Source organism: Bacteroides propionicigenes, assembly GCF_018390535.1.
Classification (GTDB): Bacteria; Bacteroidota; Bacteroidia; order Bacteroidales; family Bacteroidaceae; genus Bacteroides; species Bacteroides propionicigenes.
In genome coordinates, this window is the sequence record NZ_JAHBBW010000010.1 from 108,561 (window position 1) to 128,364 (window position 19,804).

Annotated in this window: 11 protein-coding genes; 3 read left to right on the plus strand and 8 right to left on the minus strand. The window is 46.7% G+C overall.

All coding sequences use genetic code 11. The annotated features are described in order from the left end of the window. Positions 1-24: 24 nt before the first annotated feature. Genes KG118_RS12860 through KG118_RS12870 form a run of 3 tightly spaced genes read left to right on the plus strand, consistent with a single transcriptional unit; the run spans position 25 to position 7,133 of the window. Positions 25-2,601 carry a DUF4955 domain-containing protein gene (locus KG118_RS12860; protein WP_117710622.1) on the plus strand — a complete coding sequence of 859 codons (2,577 nt, stop codon included), beginning with the start codon at positions 25-27 and terminating at the stop codon, positions 2,599-2,601. Between the two features lie 23 nt (positions 2,602-2,624). Then, entirely contained in the window at positions 2,625-4,181 is a 1,557-nt protein-coding gene (locus KG118_RS12865; protein WP_117710621.1) for a PL29 family lyase N-terminal domain-containing protein, read from the plus strand. Positions 4,182-4,232: 51 nt separating this feature from the next. Continuing rightward, positions 4,233-7,133, plus strand: a complete 2,901-nt coding sequence (locus KG118_RS12870) for a chondroitinase family polysaccharide lyase (protein ID WP_117710620.1) — start codon at positions 4,233-4,235, stop codon at positions 7,131-7,133. 702 nt (positions 7,134-7,835) lie between these two features. Here the strand turns inward: KG118_RS12870 and KG118_RS12875 are convergent. The 8 genes from KG118_RS12875 to KG118_RS12910 all read right to left on the minus strand — a co-directional run bounded on the left by KG118_RS12875 (position 7,836) and on the right by KG118_RS12910 (position 19,693). Beyond that, entirely contained in the window at positions 7,836-9,515 is a 1,680-nt protein-coding gene (locus KG118_RS12875; protein ID WP_117710619.1) for a fimbrillin family protein, read from the minus strand. 24 nt (positions 9,516-9,539) lie between these two features. Next, positions 9,540-10,520 carry a fimbrillin family protein gene (locus tag KG118_RS12880; RefSeq protein WP_117710618.1) on the minus strand — a complete coding sequence of 327 codons (981 nt, stop codon included), beginning with the start codon at positions 10,518-10,520 and terminating at the stop codon, positions 9,540-9,542. A gap of 29 nt (positions 10,521-10,549) precedes the next feature. Continuing rightward, complete coding sequence (locus tag KG118_RS12885) at positions 10,550-11,512, minus strand: DUF5017 domain-containing protein (protein ID WP_117710617.1); 963 nt, start codon at positions 11,510-11,512, stop codon at positions 10,550-10,552. Positions 11,513-11,566: 54 nt separating this feature from the next. Continuing rightward, entirely contained in the window at positions 11,567-13,318 is a 1,752-nt protein-coding gene (locus tag KG118_RS12890; protein ID WP_117710616.1) for a RagB/SusD family nutrient uptake outer membrane protein, read from the minus strand. A gap of 33 nt (positions 13,319-13,351) precedes the next feature. Then, positions 13,352-16,525: a SusC/RagA family TonB-linked outer membrane protein gene (locus KG118_RS12895; RefSeq protein WP_117710615.1), complete on the minus strand. Its 3,174-nt coding sequence runs from the start codon at positions 16,523-16,525 to the stop codon at positions 13,352-13,354. A gap of 263 nt (positions 16,526-16,788) precedes the next feature. Beyond that, on the minus strand, positions 16,789-17,826 hold the full coding sequence (gene recA, locus KG118_RS12900; RefSeq protein ID WP_004290460.1) for a recombinase RecA: 1,038 nt from the start codon (positions 17,824-17,826) through the stop codon (positions 16,789-16,791). Positions 17,827-17,921: 95 nt separating this feature from the next. Further along, entirely contained in the window at positions 17,922-18,368 is a 447-nt protein-coding gene (gene bcp, locus KG118_RS12905) for a thioredoxin-dependent thiol peroxidase (RefSeq protein ID WP_117710614.1), read from the minus strand. Between the two features lie 131 nt (positions 18,369-18,499). Continuing rightward, a complete protein-coding gene (locus KG118_RS12910) occupies positions 18,500-19,693 on the minus strand; it encodes a saccharopine dehydrogenase family protein (RefSeq protein WP_117710946.1) in 1,194 nt (397 codons plus the stop codon). Between the last annotated feature and the right edge of the window lie 111 nt (positions 19,694-19,804).

The window sequence follows — 19,804 nt, forward strand, 5'->3', positions numbered from 1 at the left end:
TGAATAACCTGAAATAATAATCTTATGAGGAACAAGAACATTAGACACCTGTTTCTGTGGTGTATTTGCTGTTTGTTATTTCCGTTACATTCTTGTAATGATGTAGATGATTTGCAGGCTCAGGCAAATCTTCTGAAAGAACGTGTCGCCACACTTGAAAAGGCGGTTGAGCACATAAATGAATCCGTAAACGGTTTACAGTATTTATTGTCGGGTACATCGGTAGTGGGAGTTACGGCTATTGATAAAGGATATAAACTGGAACTTGCCGACGGGCAGTCGTTTAATATTGTAACCGGTGAGAATGTGGACGGATTACTTCCATTAATTAAAATCAGTGATGAAGGTTACTGGATGTATAGTGTGGACGGAACCAACTATACCCCTATGACTGACGGAAGTGGCAAGCCGTTGAGCGTTTATCCTGTCAATGAGGATGGCGGTCGTATCGTATCGCCTCAGATGCGGGTTTCGTCCGACGGGTACTGGCAGGTGAGTTATGACGGTGGAGAAACGTATGAAACCTTAGTAGGAAGTGATGGGCGTAAGGTATCAGCGTTGGTTGAAGTTACCAGTTCGAATTCTATTTTCGACCGTGTGCATTATGATGAAAAAGGTAAACCGGAAATCACTCTCAGATTAGCAGCTGACGGAAAGGAATTTACTTTTCCGGTAATCAGTACCTTTTATTTAAAAGTGTTGGCGGATGACGGCAGTGAAATAACCGAAGCCGATGAACAAATTTTTCCTTTAGCTGAGAAGCGTGTTTATACCGTGGAGCAGGGGGATGTGGAAGAGGCAGTGATTAAAGCACCGGAAGGTTGGGATGTGATTCTTGAAGAGGCTAAATTATCTATCACTTCTCCTAAAGTAACAGATGTGGAGAAAACGGAAGAGATAAATATAATCATTACGTCTCCTAAAAACTTCATACGTGTAGTTACGATTAAGGCTAAATTACTGAATTCTTACGGTACAAGCCAAACTTGGTTGGATTTTGAAGGTAATACAGGTAATAATGTGTTGCTTGATTTCTCGTATGCAGGATATGAACATGGCGAAAAAGAACCGCCAAGTGTGGAAACCTTGCAAGCACAAGGCTATAAGATATATAATGTGGTAGATTATGGGGCTGTTCCCAATGATGGACTATCAGATCGTGAAGCATTTGTCAAGACATTGGAAGCGGCTACCGGAGTTACTCGTTCGATAACTAAAGATAATAATATTCGTGTTAGTAAAGATAAGGCAAATGCCATTATCTATTTCCCCGAAGGAGAGTTCGTTTTGCAGGGTGTAGAAGATAAGGTGAATGAATGTATACATCTTACTATGGGAAATTTTGTAATTAAAGGTGCGGGAAGAAATAAAACGGTTATCCGAATGAATAAGCAGAATGAACCGGCTGGTGCCGGAATGTGGACTACTCCTACCTTGATTGAAATAAAGCATTATACAGACGCATCAGACATGACACCGGTAACGGAAGATGCCGCAAAGGGGACTTTTTCTGTAAAGGTAGGGGCTGCCACCGGTATTACTGCCGGAAGCTGGGTGCGACTTTATTTAAAAAACAATAACACGGAATTGGTAGGCAAGGAATTGTCGCCATATGCGGCTACTGATTTGAGTACCCAGAATGATGTGCCGTCCATTGTCGCCAATGGGGTGGAAGTATTGGATTATCATCAAGTGAAGTCGGTCAGCGGCAATACCATTACATTCTACGAGCCGCTTATGCACTCAGTGGAAGCTAAATATGAGTGGAAAATACAAAAATATCCACATTACGAAAATGTAGGAGTAGAAGACATAACTTTTCAAGGTGATGCCAAAGAAGACTTTAAACATCACGCATCAGCAGCTGATGATAGTGGTTTTAAATTGATAGACTTCGGACGGCTCACAAATTCTTGGATGCGCCGAGTTAATTTTATAAGTGTCAGTGAGGCTCTGTCTGTTGTCAATAGTGCGAATGTATCTGTTTACGATATAGATATTAGTGGCAAGCGGGGGCATTCAGCAGTTCGTTCACAAGGCTCTTCTCGTGTGTTTATAGGCAAGGTTAGGGATAGAAGTGATGGTAAAGAATTGAAAGATAGCGGTGGACATGAATTGGGGAACTTTATGAAAAATGCCGGACAGTACCATGCTTGCGGTGTGTCTAAGCAGAGTTTAGGTGCTGTAATCTGGAATGTACATTGGGGAGACGATTCATGTTTCGAGTCCCATGCTTCGCAACCGCGTGCCACACTGATAGATTGTTGTACCGGTGGATTCATGCAATGGCGCGAAGGTGGAGACTTGACTCAACTTCCTAATCACTTGGATGATTTGGTTATTTGGAACATGAATGCCACAAAGACAAAAGCATCAGATAATAATCCTTTTGTATGGTGGGATGAGAATAATATTTGGTGGAAGAATTTGCCGCCTGTTATCGTAGGTTTCCATGGAGCACAAGTACAATTTGCGGATAATTCAAAACAAGTGAAGCGTTTGGAAAGTAATGGCACAGCTGTTACCCCCAATTCTCTTTACGAGGCACAGTTGAAGAAACGTTTGGGTGAAGTGCCCTCTTGGTTAAATGCATTAAAATAATAACTTTAAAACTATATACGATTATGAAAAAGATTTGGTACTATACATTTATCTTATTTGCTCTGTTTATGGCAGGATGTGAAGATACAGATAAATTGGAAGCTGATATTAATTCTCTTAAGGAGCGTGTGGCTGCATTGGAAAGTAAAGTAGAGATGCTGAATGGCAATATAAAAGCTTTGAATATCCTGTGCCAGGATGGCATGATTATCTCTAAAGTGGAGCATGATGCAGAACAAAGTGTTTATACGCTTACGCTCAGTGATGGAACCAAATTGAAGCTGGCGGAAAGAACCGATAGCTTTGCAAATGTACCGTTGGTTAATATTAGCAGTGAAGGTTATTGGCAGGTCAGCTATAACAATGGGCAGACTTATGTAACTATCTTGCATGGAGATACTCCGATAAATGCAGTTGGTAAGGACGGGTATACTCCGGAGTTTCGGATTAATGCCGAAGGAAATTGGGAAGTATCTACTACCGGCGATTCGAATTATACTGTAGTAAAGGATGAGAATGGTAATCCGGTAGCAGCTGTGTATGATGCAAGTTCTTCATCTGTCAACCTGTTTCAATCGGTTACGGAAGAAAATGGAGTTTTAAAAATAACTTTTGATGGTAGTAATAAAGTGGTAGAAGTTCCTGTTGTCCCTGACTTTGAATGTTATTTTAAGGATATTGCCGGTGAACAGAAAATCAATCCGGATGAGACTAAGAAGTTTGAGGTATATATTAAAGGTGCGGACAAAACAATCATTACTGCTCCTATGGGATGGAAAGCAACATTGGGGACTCCTAATGCACAGAATATAGCGGAACTTACGGTGATTGCCCCGAAAGGAAAGGTTGTTACTCGTGCGGTGGCTGATAATACAAGAGATATTTCTATCCTTGCTTTCAAAGGAACCTTCGCTACGCTTGCCAAGATGCAGGTGAATCTGATTGAGGTAGAGACGGGAGGAGGGGATGAACCGACACCTGTTCCGGGAATATTAACAGAATTAGTCGTTCCGTTGACGGCAACTACATCTTTAACAGCTAAAGGTAAATATAATTCTAAAAATCTTTTACCTAATGATGAAGGGGATTACTGGTTTACCCGGTTTGATGTAGAAGGGGCATATTCTTCCTATGAAGTGGATGTTACAGATTTGGCTGTGAAGGCTATTATTGGTGATGGAAATGTAGGTTGGAATCTTACAGCCTTTGGTTATCATAAAACAGGAGTATTTGATAAAACAGCTACTTATGTACTTACGTTTAATGTAAAAGCTTCAGTAGCCGGTTCTATTGGTGCTATGATTAGAACATGTGATGATAAAAGAGCATTTAAAGTTGCGAATACAGATAAAAAGGCAACAATCCTTACTTCTAATGTTTCAAAGGACCTATATAATGAAATATCTATTCAGTTTGACTTTACTCAGACTCATGGAACGGCAGGAGTTAATATTTCTGATGACAAAGGTCTGTTTGAAGGAACGCTTGATGCTGATGTACAAGGGATAAATATATATTTTTACAATAATAAGAAGGGTACTACCTTATATATCAAAGACATCAAATTAGTCAAGCTATAATTAAATATTCGCATATTTTTGTATCTTTACTCGCAATCAACCATTTATCATATGAAACATCTCCTACTATCCCTCGCCTTCCTCTGCGCGCTCCCTTTGAGTGCGCAGCAGGTCATTGGTTTTGAGGAGCAGGTTCCGGCGGGCTTCACTTCTCCCGACAAGAAATCCCTGTCCTTGTCAAACCGTTACTATAAAGAAGGCAAGAAGAGTCTTGAATGGGATTTCCGTCCCGGTTCAGTAATGAATGTTGCGTTAGACGCCCCGTTGGCGTTGAACAACAAGACAGAGAACACGCATGGCATCACGCTGTGGATATATAATGAAAAGTCACAGCCCGATTCGTTGCGTTTTGAGTTTCTCAATGCAGAGGGTAAGGTGTCCTATTGGTTCACCTACCGGTTGCAATCGCCCGGGTGGCGTGCCTGCTGGATTGGCTTCAAGAGTATGCGCGGTGATAAGGCAGACAAGACGATAGCCTCTTACCGGGTAGTGGCTCCCGACCGTAAAGGCCGTGTATTCTTTGACCGTTGGAAGTTCCCCGAAAAGGCGATGAATCTGCGTACCACCCCCGATATGCAGATAGACTACAACAGCCTTGCTGTGGGGCGCGACCTTTGGCACTGGTGCCGTGTGTGGGAATGGGAACAGTATGAATACGACATTCCCCGTCCTGCCAAACTCACGGAGAAACAGCGTCAGGAACTCAAGATGATAGAAGACCGTTTGAGCGATGCCCTGACACCGCCTGCCGCTTCAACCGTGGCAGCCGCAGTGAAGAAGGCTACGGCAACCTACACTAAAGCCGACATCTATCCGTCGGGTTCGGGCTTTACCGGTGCGCCCCTGCTTGCTCCGGACGAGTTGCATCGTGATAAAGGCGAGCTATCATGGAACGACCTCGAAGCCATGCTTACCGGATTTGCCTACGACGCCTATTGCAACAAATCCTATGAAGCCGAGGGCAACTACTTCGCCGTATGGGACTATGCCATAGACCAAGGCTTTGCCTATGGCAGCGGCATGGGTACTAACCACCACTACGGCTACCAGATACGTAAGATATATACCACGGCTTGGCTGATGCGTAAAGCCATTCTGAAATCTTCACGTCGAGATGACATCCTCAAGACATTGCTCTTCTGGTCTGCCTTGCAGGAAACGAGACGCCCTTGCGCAGAGATACGCGATGAGATGCTCGACTCTTGGAATACCCTGTTGCAACCCAAGCTGATAGCTGCCATGATGATTCCCGACGAATGTGGGCGTGTGCAGGCATTGCAAGGCTTATCCCGTTGGGTATCCGGTTCGGTCAACTGTACGCCGGGTACGATTGGCGGTATCAAAGTAGACGGCACAACCTTCCATCATGGCGGTTTCTACCCCGCCTATACCACCGGCGCACTCGCTACGGTGGGCGATTATGTGGCTATGACCAGCGGAACGGAATTTGTTCCTTCGCTCGAAGCCCGTCGCCTTTTGGCAAGTGCATTCACTGCCATGCGCAATTACTCCAACCTCATAGAGTGGAGCACCGGACTTGGCGGACGTCATCCCTTTGGTGGTAAAATGGGTGGGGCGGACATCAAAGCATTCGCACAACTGGCGCTCTCCGGCGACTTGTCCGGACAGGGCGGTGACTTCGACCGCTTGCTGGCTGCCGACTATCTTCGCCTGATGAACGGCAAGAACAGTCCCGAAGCCCGTCTCTTTAAGGAGAAAGGTGTTCATCCTGCCGAGGCTCCGCAAGGTTTCTTCGTCTACAATTATGGCGCTGCCGGCATTCACCGTCGTGACAACTGGATGGTGACGCTCAAAACATTCAACACCAATGTATGGGGTTCGGAGATTTATGCCAAGGACAACCGCTACGGACGTTACCAAAGCTACGGCTCTGTCCAGATAATGGGCTATCCCTCACGCAAGGCGAGCGGATATGTGGAAGAGGGCTGGGACTGGAACCGCCTGCCGGGCACGACCACCATCCATCTGCCTTTGGAACTGCTGGACAACCCGCGTGCCGGTACTTTGATGGCGCGTTCCACCGAGAATTTTGCCGGAACTTCCTCACTGGAAGGCCGCAACGGTATGCTTGCCATGAAGCTGAAAGAGGCCGATTACAAGAATTTCACTCCCGACTTTGTAGCGCGCAAGTCCGCTTTCTGTTTCGACAACCGTATAATCTGTCTGGGAACGGGTATCAGCAACAGCAATGCGCAGTACCCCACGGAGACTACTATTTTCCAAAGCGAGTATCGTCCGGGCAAGGCTGCCATTTCCATGATGGGCAAGGAGATAGACAAACCTGCATTCGGCGCAAAGCTGGCGGGTAATCCCAACTGCTGGTTGCGCGACGGATACGGCAATCATTATCTGGTTTTGGAAGGCCTTGTACGTGTGCAGATAGCCGAGCAGCAGAGTGCCAAAGATACGGATAAATCTCCTACGAAGGGTACATTTGCCAGTGCGTACATTGTGCATGGTCTGGCTCCCAAAGACGCTACTTATGCTTACAGCGTTCTTATCCGGCCCACTGCCGAAGAACTTGCCGCAGCGCAGAAAGATCCGGGTTATTCCATTCTTCGCCGCGACCGGCAGGCACACATTGTTTTCGACCGCGCTTCGGGTGTGACGGGCTATGCGGCTTTCGAGGCGGTCAGCTTGCCGGAGGATGAAGTGGTGGCGGATATCGCTCCCGAAACGATGGTGATGCGCCGTACGGCAGAGGACGGGATGCTGATAGTCAGCGTCTGCGACCCCGACCTGCATATCAAGGAAAAGACCTACACTACGCCCGAACCCAGCGCCCCGTCTCTCAAGACTTTGCACTTGAAAGGCAATTGGAGTTTGGCAGTGCCCAACGAAAAAGTAAAAGTCCGCTTTACGGGAGATGTTACGGAAGTTACCGTCACCTGCCAACACGGACAGCCGGTAGAGTTCCGGTTGAAGAAATAACTGGTTTTCTTTAGGTATTCCTTGCCCCTTTCGCGGTTCTTGTTTCTTCGCTCACGAGGAACAGGATGCGGAAGGGGCTCTTTTTTGCACTATACTTTCCAAACTGACGCATCTTAGCGTCCGAAACCACGCACGTTTGCTCCCCAAACCTCAGGGCTTTATAGATCTAAGCTGTGGCATTTGGGGGGTAAACGTGCGTGGTTTCGGACGCTAAGATGCGTGGTTTCGGATACAGTGTCCCTTCCACCCGCTATCCTGCATGAATAGGCGGGTGTGGAGGGTGGAAGGGGTATGAGTGAAAACAGATAATGTCTCTTTCTTAGTAGCGTAAAAGACCTTTTTGACTATGGCGATAATTCTGTTTGATGTACATCAGAACAGAATAGGAAGTATATCAAAATCCCCCGCTCCAAAGAAGGAGACGGGGGATTCAAACCCATTAATTCACGTTTTTTAGAGATAGATTTAGGTTAGGTTATTATAAGATAAGTAAGTGTTGAAATTTAATTTATATCAAGAGTATCTGTCATTCAGAGCGAAGCGAAGAATCTCTTCTCTATGTATACATCAAGAGAGTAGATTCTTCGCTACGCTCTGAATGACAGATAGTATAAACTAATTATGTACATTTACTTAATAGGACTTTAAAATCTTTATACTCATGTCTGGCGGATTTATAATCCGCCAGACATGGGGTAACAGTTATTGTGCGGAAGCAATATAAGGCTCTATTGTTATATCACTAACACTGATAGCGGCAATAACACTTTGGATGTCTGTCGTTGCAGGACTGTTTGTATATATTCTAAGGTCAAATCCTGCATAGTCATCTGCAGTGGTATCGGTTACTTTTGTTGCTATATCAGCAGAATTTATGCTACCATTAGTGGAGCTCTTTTTGTTTAAATTTACATATATAACAGCTTCTTCCCAAGTATCAGCAGTTTTGGGCGTTTTACCTACTGTAGTTCCTTGATTAACATTATTAAAATTAGCCTCATTGAAGTTGTCAACATTTGCTGTTACAAGGAATGAAGCATCGAATGTAGCACATCTTACCATAAATACAAGTGCTCCATTTTTACTAAGCTCGTTTGCACTGGATTTAATCTTAGCGGTCAGTTTGTATATTGTGCTTTTACTAATATCTAATGGTGTCTTGTGCAGGTAGTTAATGGCAGCTATATAGTAACTGTTATTGATAGCTTTTTTAGTAGTTTCATCCCATGTTGAAGTGTATGTTAAATTTGCCACTTTCCCCCATGTAGTGCTGGCATCATCCGTTACAGAGAATATAACGTTCGATTCATCTGTTTTTCTTAATGCTTTGTACCAGCCTTCAGTTGCGTTAGCCATAGCATCTTTTCCTATTATAATCTCAGTCAAATTTCCGCTTAAAGGTGTTATTAACTGTGGTACTACTTCACTTCCATCCCCATTAATCGCATCCGAAGGCGTCCATGGATTAATGCTCGTATCACTTGCCGGAATAATCAAAGCAACTCTCTTACTACCAATGTTCACAATCATTTGGCGGAACTGACCTGCATTATAAGAAACGGCAGCTGTATGTTGCATAGTATACGTTTTGCTTGCGGCATCCGGAGCATAGATTCTAACGAGCGGAGTTGATGCTGCGATTTCCTGTGCAGGAACTGCGGCACGGAAACTATAAACTTTGGAATCTGCATTTGGATTTTCCAAGCAGAACATTGTTACGTCTTGGGCAGTAGCATCGGCTTTCTGTGTAGCAACAGGGGTAGTTGCCGTTAAGTTCAATTCTGCGTTTAGTTTAACGCCTAACAATTCTACTTTGGTAGGTTTTTGAGTAATCAGGTCACCTTGCACTTTCACTTCTACCATTGCAAACATATGAGAGAAAGCTAATGTAACCTTTCCATTTCCAGCAGCTACATTTGAGGTTTTACTTGCCAATATATCACTTGCGGCATAACTGCTTTCATCTGTTTTGCTTTGGTCTGTCAATGCAGCAACATTGATAGCCGCAGGGTCTGTTATACCATCCTGATAGGGATAATAGGCATAATAATCGAGTGCTTGGTCAGGATAGATTTCACTACCTGTTGCAGTCCAGTTGCCGTCGTTTCCCAATATATATTTAAAATTAGTAGCTACTGCATTTGTTGTGCTACCGGCAGGATAAGCAAAAATACCTATGGCATCTCCTGCTTTCCAAGTTGTTGCACGTCCGGCAGTTTCATCACCTGTAGTGGTACGTGTGCTTGCAAATGACATTTGGAACTGTACAGGCTGTAATTTCCCATTGTTTGCAGGGTCTTGTTCGTCCATTTCATTGTTACATGCGCTCATAGACAATAACGCTACGGCAGCCATCATGAAATACTTAATGTTCTTTTTCATAATTCTTATAATTTGAGGTTTATATTATTTTATTTCTTCTCCGTCGCCATTGATGATTCCACCTTGTCCCCAGTTGATGATGGGTGATTTATCAACAACAATAATCAGGTTCTCATTATTGATGGTGGTATCAAACGTGTACTCTTGTGAGCCTTCGAACTGGTCTGTAGCTTTTGGAATTTCATATTCGTATGTTTTTCCGGTTCCTTCGTTGGCAGCGGGGAGTTCTATTATTACTTTATAGCCTTCTGTGGTACTGGCAGGCAATACCATACCTTGTGCGGTAATGAGGATTTCATTATCTTCTTTGTCATCTTCGGCACGGGTGGAGGCTTTCTCTTTCTTGGGCTCTGTGGTAGTCAGCTTGATGTCCTCGCCGATTGTCACATCACGGAAGTTTATTTTGCCGGTGGTGGCATTGAAGTTGCCGGAAACGGGCAGTCCTTGCAGGGTGACTAAAAGGCCTTTCAAATCGGCTTCCGTCATGCCATAGCCCACTTTGAACTGGAAAGTCAGCTTTGTCAGCACAGGAGTTAGCGGGAGTTCTGCCTTGCGGCTGTCCTTGTTCAAATCCGCTACACGGGCAAAGAGCAGTTGCGACGCATACTCGTAGTTATTAATCAAGTGGATGGCAACGAGACTGTCTGCCAATACGGTAGTTTGCGGGTAGTAGGCGGCAATGTCCATTTTATCGCCCGTAGCGGGGAAGTAGGGGATAGAGTCGTTGTTGCCCGGCAGGAAGTAGTCCTGATTGTCGAAGCTGTTGGCATAGTAGCGCAGGTTGCTGTAAGGAGCAACAATGTCGTCCGTACCGCCTTTCAGCATATATACGCCAATGGTTTCTCCTTTAAACCAAGTAGTCCCGGTTTCGCTGCCGTAGTCGAATGCTTCTGCCATGATAACGGCAGGGTAGGATTTGCTTTCGTCAACGGGAGTGTCGTTGTCGTCGCACGCAGCAAACAGGGCGCAGGCAAGGAGTAGATGGATAAATTTATTATTAGCCATAAACTTAAGGTTTTAATTTTATATCTTTATTATTCAGCGGTTGTCTCGTTCACGGTGATGGTCACTTCGCGCACAGCTTGCTTTGAGTTCCACATATTGGCGTTGGTGGCAATGAATGTGGCTTTGTAAGTGCCGGGACGGTCGTACCTGAACTCGTAGTAGGGCAGGCGGGCATTAGTGCTCTTGATGGGTGTGCCGCGGTCCGGTTCGATAGTTGCGGCATTGAGCTTCTTGCTTATCATCCAAACCTCTACATCCTTGTCCTTCTCCGTATCCTTGTCGGGGAAGAAGGAGAGCATACTCTCTGTGATGTCGTACTTCTCACCTTTAGGCTGGGTCTGTACAAGTACGGTTTGGAATCCCCAACCGTAGGCCACATCCTCGTCTTTGTAGACGTATTTGTCCGGGTCGCGCTTAGCCAATGTCAGAAGCTTGATTTGGATACGGGGTTTGCCGTAGTTACTCTCCTTGATGGTGTTGGGACCTGCCTTATATTGGAACGCTACGTAGAAATCTTTATCCAGATACTCTCTGAGGTCGGCCTCGGTATATTCTATGGTTACATTGGCGGTGGCAGAAACAGGCATCTTCAGCCCCTCTACCGCTTTCCATGTAGCTGCCGCTATGTTTTCCGGAGTATATACTCCTGTGAAGTCCGTAGAGACACAGGCAGTGAGCAACTGCTGGTCTTTATAGGCTTTGAGTTCGGTATATACCTGCTCTATCTTGCAGGACATGCCTACGCTGTCCACTCCCTCAATGCGGGTACGTTCGCGGTTGGCGTAGTTGCAGGTCTTGGTTCCGGGGTAGAATGAGATGTAGTCCGGATTGCCGTCGAACCGGAAACGTACAGCTTCACCGACGGTAACAGTGGTTTTGTCAGCGCTTACACCAAACTCAATGTCATCTACGTTGTCAGTCTGGCAAGATGCAAACGTACCTGCTATCAGGGGCATCCAGACATATTTCAGTATAAGGTTATTTATTTTCATATTCTTTAAGTCTTATGGTATTCTTACTGTTCATATTTCTTGGTTTCTCGGCACTTACCAGCCTTCGTTTTGTCCGCAGATGGTGTTGGTGTTCAGCTCGCATTGCGGAATGGGCAGGTAGATATGCTTGCTTGTATCAATGTTGCGGGCGGGTACGGAAGCCACATCGTCCAAAGGATAGCCGATGATGTGCTTGTCGCCATTGGCGTAGACGTCTGTACTGACCAGCAGCTTGATGCGGTTGTAGAAGAAATCCTTACCCATACGGCGCAACTCCATGTGGCGCGGTGTCTCGAAACAGAGTTCGCGGGTGCGTTCTTCGAAGATGAATTGGCGCATACCTTCCGGTGTATTGATGTCTACTGTTTCTTCGCTGTTCTTCGGCGGAACTTCACCCGATGCAATGGCGCTTGCTCCGGCACGTGTACGCACTTCGTTGATAGCGGCGATGGCATCCGGGGTAGGGCCGTTTATTTCATTGTCCGCTTCGGCAAACATCAGCAGGATGTCACTGTAACGCAGAATGGGGAAGTTGATAGATGAGTTGTTGCGTGCCCACGGACGTATGGGGTCGTATTCGGCACGCCACTTGCCGGGACAGGCTTTGCGGTTGTCGGTATTCATTTGGGCTTCGGTCAGCATTTCTTTGTAGACTTTCTTGTTAGCCTCATCTTTCTTCCAAGTGAAGTCGGCAAGGTTCCACCATTTGCGCTGGTCGCCTGTTTCCTTATCTTTCTTGCTTACAACGCCGTACTTCTTGTCGTAGAGGCGGAGCAGGATATGGGTGGCATTGTACCAGCCGTAAGCGAAAGGTACGTCGGGGTCGTAAGTGGCGCTTTGCGTTACGCCGTTGTACAGGCCTACTTTTCCGGCTTCGTTGGAAGCGTCCAGACCATTGCCGTAGAACTCCACTTCAAACATACTTTCGCGTGCGGTGAGGTCGTACTGGTTGGAGCACATCTTGATAAAGAGTCCTGGGTAACCGTTGGCATACTTGGAGTCGGAACTTGTTCTGTTGAGGTCGTGAAGTCCGCTGTTCATGACCGCTTTGGCATAGCCGCGGGCTTCTTTCCACGTGTTGCCCTCTACGGGGTAACCGGAATACCACAGGTAGGCGCGTGCCAGCAAGCCTTGGGCGGTGGTGCGTGAGATACGTCCCGGAGCGTTCAGTTCATTGGCGGGCAGGCAGTGGCCTTCTTCAATGACTTTACCGTTTTCGTCTACTATACCCGCACCGTATTGGAGGTCTTCAAATATTTGTGCGTAGATGTCCGCTTGCGGCGACTTCTTCAGCAGTTGGGTGGTGAGGTCTTTGGTAGGAGTGGTGCGCAAGGGTACTTCGCCCCAGTATGCCACAAGATTCATGTAGAGAAGTGCGCGCAGTGCACGTGCTTCGGCTTCGTACATGGTTTTCTTGGCGGCTCCGCCGCATTGGCTGTCGGTGAGGTTTGCCAGTTGTGCGAGGAAGTCGTTGGCACGGTCGATACCGGTATAAAGGGCCTTCCATGTTTCGTTGAGGCGTTCTTCGGTATTGTTGTAATTGTACATACATACGTAGAGGTAATCTTTGCCGTAGTCGCGGTTGTAGTACATGATGTCAGTACCTGCATCAAGGTCAGCCCAGAGGTTTTGTCCGTAAAGGGCGCTGTTGCCCAGTATGTCGTAGATACCTGTCAGTCCTGCCATGCAGCCGTTTTCATCGTCTATTACTTGGTCTCCTTCCGGATTGTTGTATATCGTGGTGTCGAGGAAGTTGCAAGAAGTGAAACTTACCGCGAGCAGGAGTATGTATATCAGTTTTTTCATATTACTGTATCTTTAAAGTTCAATAGTCAATGATTATAATCCCAGTTTTACGCCGAAAGTGAAAGACATGGTCTTGGGATAAGACGAGTAGTCGAATCCGCGCGTCATGGCAGAGTTGCGGGTGGAGACTTCGGGGTCGTATCCGGTATATCCGGTCCAAGTCCAGAGATTCTGTCCGGTTACGTAGAGGCGCAGCGAGCTGAGGCGTGCTTTCTTCAAGAGTTTGGCGGGGAAGTTGTAACCCAGCTGTACGGTTTTCAGTCGCAGGAAAGAAGCGTCTTCCACTTCGCGGCTGGTGTTGATGTTGGTAAGGCTGCGGTTGGGTGCGCAGAGGTAGTTGGTATAGTTACCGTCTGTGTACGTACCGTCTCCGTTGTCCGTGCGGGGTGTCCAGTGGTTGGCTGCCGAAGCCAGCTGGTTGATGTGCTTGCCGCGCAGAGATTCCAGCTTCACACGGTTGTAGTTGATAACGTCGTTGCCGTAAGACCACTGGAAGAATACGCTCAAGTCGAAGTTCTTCCATTCGAAGTTGTTGGTGAAACCGCCGGTGTGGATGGGCAGGCCGTGACCGATGATGGTCTGGTCTTCGCTGGTCACTTGGCCGTCACCGTTGATGTCTTTCAGCTTGACGTCTCCCGGCTGTATGGTGGAACGTTTTTGTGTATTGTTAGGGACGTTGTCTTTCAGTACGAATACGTTGGGGGAGATTTCGTTGAAGTCTTCGTACTGGTACACGCCGTCGTAAACGTAACCGTACATTTCGGAAAGCGGATGTCCCACTTTACAAATATAGGCATTAGTCACGTTGGGACTGCTGAAACCTACCAAACGGCTTTCCTGCCCGTCGGAAAGGGCGGTAATCTCATTCTTGTTGAATGCGATGTTGAAGTTGGTGGTCCACTTGAACTTGCCGCGTCCGCCGGGGAAGTTTACGGTATTGATGGAGATTTCAAGACCGCGGTTGCGTACGCTGCCGATGTTCTGCTGTACGGAGGAGAAACCCAGTGAGGCGGGCACTTCGGCATAGAGCAGCAAGTCTTTTGTCTCTTTGTTGTAGACATCGATTTCACCGTTGATACGGTTCTTGAAGAGTCCGAAGTCAAGACCAATGTTGGTCTGGTAAGTCGTTTCCCACTTCAAGTCCTTATTGGCTATTTGCGTGATGTACAGGGCGGGGTTCAGTGCGTTGTTGAAGGCGTACTTGTCGCTGGTGGCGTACAGGCGTGACGACGGATAGTTGCTGTTGGTGTTGTTGTTACCGGTTGCACCCCAGCCCACACGCAGTTTCAGGTTGGAAATCGGCGTGTTCTCCAAGTGCATGAACGGTTCGTCGGACAGACGCCATGCGAAAGATGCTGACGGGAAGTATCCCCATTTGTTGTAGGGGAAGCGTGATGAACCGTCGGCACGGATAGTGGCGGTGAGCAGATAGCGTGACTGCCAGTCGTAGTTGGCACGCGCAAAGTAGGACATCAGCCTGTTCTCCACGCAAGTGGTGGTAATGGTGCGGGGAGTACCGCTCTGGATGCCCCAGAAACCGTTTTCTTCCCAAGGCACTTGCACGGCTTGCGCACCCAGTACGCTGATGCTTTGGCTGGAAAGTGACGCACCCACCATTCCGGTGAGGTTGTGTTTGCCCATACGTTTCTTATAGGTCAGCGTGTACTCGTTAGACCAGCTGTCCCACTCCTTGACGGAGAATTGCCCGTTCACACCGTTGGCGGAATATTGGGGGTCGCCAAGGTATGTATCGGAGTTGTTGAATTGTTGGCGTTTGTCTGTACGCCAGCTATATGAAAAGGTCGCTCTGAATGTCAGGTTTTTGATGATTTCCCAGTTCAGGTAGGTGTTCAGGTTGAGCTGACGGCTCTTGGTGCGGTCTACCTGATTTTCGATGGTCTTTAGCGGGTTGTAGGGATATGTACCGTCATCGTTCACAGTGTCACTGTTCATGAGGTCGTCCGTTTCGCTATATCCGATAGGGCGGTAGGCAAGTACCTGATACAGGAAGTATTGTGCTGTTCCGCCGCCGCTCTGTGAGGGTGCCGAACCTACGGAAACGTTGTTGGCGAAGTTCATTGTAGCACCGAATTTCAAGCTTTTGGTGATATTCTGGTCTAACGTCAGACGGGCTTTCAGGCTCTCGTAGGAAGAGTTGATGATGACACCCTGTTGGTTGTAGTAGGATATGCTGGAACTGTAACGTGTGTTCTTGCTACCTCCGGACAAAGATACGTGGTGGCTTGTCATGGGGGCTACACGGAACACTTCCTTCTGCCAGTTGTAGTAGGGCAGTGTTTTGTAGTCCTCCAACGTACGGTTGCGTCCCAGGTTCTCGCTATATCCGAAGTAAGTTTTTTCCATATCCGAAGCCGAGAGTATGTCCTGTTGCAGTGCCACGAACTGGCTGCCGTCCATAATGTCGAGGTACTGCGGGCGCATCTGCATACTGACGTAGCCGTCGTACGTGACGCGAGGAGCGCTTTCCTTACCGCGTTTGGTGGTAATGATGATGACACCGTTGGCTCCGCGGGCACCGTAAATGGCGGTGGCGGAAGCATCTTTCAGCACGTCGATGGATTCGATGTCATTAGGATTGTAGGCTGCGGCGTTGGGATCATCGGTGGCAAAACCATCAATGACGTAGAGTGGTGCACCGTCGGCATTGTTTGAAATGGTGTTACTGCCGCGGATAACGATGTTGGCTTCCGAACCGGGCTGTCCCGAACCGCTCACTACTTGTACACCCGCCACGCGTCCGCCCAGCGCTTGGTCGAACGAATTGACAGGGGCTTTGGTAAGGTCGTCCATATCCACCTTGCTGACCGAACCTGTCAGGTCGCCTTTCTTTACGGTGGCATACCCCACGGCTACAACTTCGTTCAGCATTACGCCGTCTTCTTTCATTATGACGTCAATCACCTTATTCTTTCCTACCGGAATTTCACGGGTGGTATATCCGATGAAAGAGAATACAAGAATGGATTTTTGGTCGGGAACTTCGATTGAATATTTACCGTTTACATCTGTAATAGTACCGATCGTTGTTCCTTTTACAGTAACGTTGGCTCCGATAACCGTTTCTTTGGTTTCGTCGGTAACCGTACCTGTAATTTTGATTTGTGCTTGCAGCGTAGTCAGCGAAAGCAGCAAAAAGAGTAAAAGAGAACTTGCTCTTCTAAGGCTCACGAAATGGATTCTTTTCATATTATCAAAAGTAAGATTATCTTAGCTGTTTTTAATTTCTTCGGGGCAAAGTTATGAATATATGTAAAATGCTTCTTCTATAATAGTACAGACGGAGTACATTTTCGTACAAAAATGATTTTGTACAGAAAAGAAGAGGTTGTCCGAAAAGAAATTTTAGTTCTCATTCAGTCAACCTCTGTATAAAGGTAATAAAAAGATGATAGGATGATAAAGTGATAATATTCTATCACTTTATCATCCTATCATCTTGTCGTTTTATTTTACTTGTCTTTTCTCAGTTCGGCAAAGATAAGTCCTTCCAGTTCTTCTGCCAGTTCCGGATTGTCCAAGATAACTTGTTTGGCAGCGTCACGTCCTTGTGCGATTTTGGTGTCGTTATAGCTGAACCAAGAGCCGCTTTTCTTAACGATACCCAGTTCTGCACCCAAATCTATGATTTCTCCCGCACGTGAGATGCCTTCACCGAACATGATATCGAATTCGGCACGGCGGAAAGGAGGAGCTACCTTGTTCTTTACAACTTTCACTTTGGTCTGTTTGCCGATGACTTCTTCTCCGTTTTTGATAGCTTGGCCTCCACGGATGTCGAGACGTACGGAAGCATAGAACTTCAATGCGTTACCGCCGGTGGTTGTTTCGGGATTGCCGAACATTACACCGATTTTTTCGCGGAGCTGGTTGATGAAGATGCAAGTTGTACGGGTCTTGCTTACGGCAGATGTCAGCTTGCGCAGGGCTTGCGACATGAGACGTGCCTGCAAGCCTACCTTGTTGTCGCCCATATCGCCTTCGATTTCAGCTTTCGGCGTCAAAGCAGCTACGGAGTCCACTACGATGATGTCGATGGCAGAAGAACGAATCAGCTGTTCTGCAATTTCCAATGCCTGCTCACCGTTGTCCGGTTGCGAAATCAGGAGGTTGTCTACATCTACACCGAGTTTGGCCGCGTAGAAGCGGTCGAAAGCGTGCTCTGCATCGATGAATGCTGCGATGCCGCCTGCCTTTTGCGCTTCGGCGATGGCGTGGATTGCCAGTGTGGTTTTACCGGAAGATTCCGGACCGTAGATTTCAATGATACGGCCGCGGGGATAACCGCCTACGCCTAATGCTACGTTCAGTCCGATAGAACCGGTAGGGATTACTTCTACTTGTTCGACGCTTTCGTCGCCCATCTTCATGATGGAACCCTTGCCGAAACTTTTTTCTATCTTGTCCATGGCAGCCTGTAGTGCCTTTAATTTTTCGCTTGCTGCCATATTATTTCCGTTTTCAAAATTTAGTTCGTCTTTCTTTGCCATTATTTTAGTGGTTAATGCAAATCAGTCCTCAACTTCTTTAACGACCGATTTGCATGATGAATGATTGATGCCCGGTGATTGATAATCAATCACTGTTACAGGATTTGTGCGGCGTGGTCTTTAGTTTTTACCTCCTTAGGTGTGATGATGCGCTCAATCACCCCTTCTTCATTAATGATAAAGGTGGTGCGGAAAGTGCCCATATATTTACGTCCGTACATACTCTTTTCGCCCCATACGCCGAATTGCTCCACCAGTTTCTTGTCTGTGTCTGCAATCAGGGTGAAAGGCAAATTGTTCTTTTCGATGAATTTTTGGTGAGACTTTTCGTTGTCTACGCTGACTCCGATGACTTCATAGCCGGCTTTGCGCAAGTCGGCATAGTTGTCGCGCAGATTGCAGGCTTGCGCCGTACAACCTGAGGTGGAGTCTTTGGGATAAAAGTAAAGTACTACCTTTTTCCCTTTATAATCGCTCAGGCGAATTTCTTCGCCCTTTTCATTGATACCCAGTACTTCGGGCGCTTTATCTCCTACGTTCATATAAATTAAAAATTAAGAATGAGGAATTAAGAATGAGGAATTAAGAATGAAGAATTAAGAATGAAGAATTACCATACGGCGTATATTGTGCAACTAAATTCTTAATTCTTCATTCTTAATTCCTCATTAAACTAAAGTTCCAAATCTCCGCCGATAACCTCATGCCAAGGCAATCCTTGCTTGTTAAGCTGTTCCATGAACGGATCCGGATTGAATTCTTCTACGTTCCACACACCCGGTTTCTTCCACAGGCCTTTAAGGAACATCATGGCGCCAATCATGGCAGGAACGCCGGTCGTGTAGCTCACGCCCTGCATGCCTGTTTCCTTGTAGGCTTCTTGGTGACTGCAATTGTTATATATATAATAGGTGTGTTCCTTGCCGTCCTTCAAACCGCGGATGCGGCAACCGATAGAGGTTTCGCCTTCGTAGTTCTCGCCCAAATCCTGCGGGTTGGGGAGTACGGCTTTCAGGAATTGCAGCGGAACGATTTTCATACCGTTGTATTCCACTTCGTCAATGCGTGCCATACCGATATTTTGGATAACACGCAGGTGAGTCAGGTATTCTTGTCCGAATGTCATCCAGAAACGTGCGCGCTTGATGGTGGGGAAGTTCTTTACCAGAGACTCCAATTCCTCGTGATAAAGAAGGTAAGAGTCACGCGGACCGATGTTCGGGTAGGTGAGATCTTTATGGATTTCCAGCGGTTGGGTGGTTACCCACTTGCCGTTTTCGTAATAACGTCCGTTTTGGGTGATTTCACGAATATTGATTTCCGGATTGAAGTTGGTTGCAAATGCTTTATGATGATTTCCCGCATTGCAGTCCACTATATCCAAGTATTGAATCTCATCAAAATGATGCTTGGCTGCGTAGGCGGTATATATGCCGCTTACACCCGGGTCGAAACCGCAACCGAGGATGGCAGTCAGTCCGGCATCTTCAAAACGTTTTTTGTATGCCCATTGCCAGCTGTATTCAAAGTGAGCGACATCTTTCGGCTCGTAATTGGCGGTATCCAGATAATTCACTCCGCTTTTCAGGCAGGCTTCCATGATGGTGAGGTCCTGATAAGGGAGAGCCACATTTATGACGATTTCAGGTTTGAAACTATTGAAGAGCGCCACCAGCTCGTCCACGCTGTCTGCATCTACCTGGGCGGTTTTGATGTTAGGGTTACCGATTGCTTTCACAACGGCGTCACATTTGGATTTGGTGCGGCTGGCAATCATGATTTCTGTGAACACATCCGGATTTTGAGCCACTTTGTGCGCAACAACGGTACCTACACCGCCTGCACCGATAATAAGAACTTTACCCATTTCTTCTACTTGCAAAAGTTTTAAATATGATTATCATTTTTTCGAAGAGCAAATATAAGGCTTAATTCTCAGATAAACATTAAAATCCTGCTAAATACTTTGGGGAAAATA

Bases quoted from the DNA above. Each gene is read 5' to 3' on its own strand.
- KG118_RS12910 (WP_117710946.1), bottom strand. From the start codon at position 19,693: ATGGGTAAAGTTCTTATTATCGGTGCAGGCGGTGTAGGTACCGTTGTT.
- KG118_RS12880 (WP_117710618.1), bottom strand. From the start codon at position 10,520: ATGGCTAATAATAAATTTATCCATCTACTCCTTGCCTGCGCCCTGTTT.
- KG118_RS12870 (WP_117710620.1), top strand. From the start codon at position 4,233: ATGAAACATCTCCTACTATCCCTCGCCTTCCTCTGCGCGCTCCCTTTG.
- KG118_RS12890 (WP_117710616.1), bottom strand. From the start codon at position 13,318: ATGAAAAAACTGATATACATACTCCTGCTCGCGGTAAGTTTCACTTCT.
- KG118_RS12875 (WP_117710619.1), bottom strand. From the start codon at position 9,515: ATGAAAAAGAACATTAAGTATTTCATGATGGCTGCCGTAGCGTTATTG.
- KG118_RS12895 (WP_117710615.1), bottom strand. From the start codon at position 16,525: ATGAAAAGAATCCATTTCGTGAGCCTTAGAAGAGCAAGTTCTCTTTTA.
- bcp (WP_117710614.1), bottom strand. From the start codon at position 18,368: ATGAACGTAGGAGATAAAGCGCCCGAAGTACTGGGTATCAATGAAAAG.
- recA (WP_004290460.1), bottom strand. From the start codon at position 17,826: ATGGCAAAGAAAGACGAACTAAATTTTGAAAACGGAAATAATATGGCA.
- KG118_RS12885 (WP_117710617.1), bottom strand. From the start codon at position 11,512: ATGAAAATAAATAACCTTATACTGAAATATGTCTGGATGCCCCTGATA.
- KG118_RS12865 (WP_117710621.1), top strand. From the start codon at position 2,625: ATGAAAAAGATTTGGTACTATACATTTATCTTATTTGCTCTGTTTATG.
- KG118_RS12860 (WP_117710622.1), top strand. From the start codon at position 25: ATGAGGAACAAGAACATTAGACACCTGTTTCTGTGGTGTATTTGCTGT.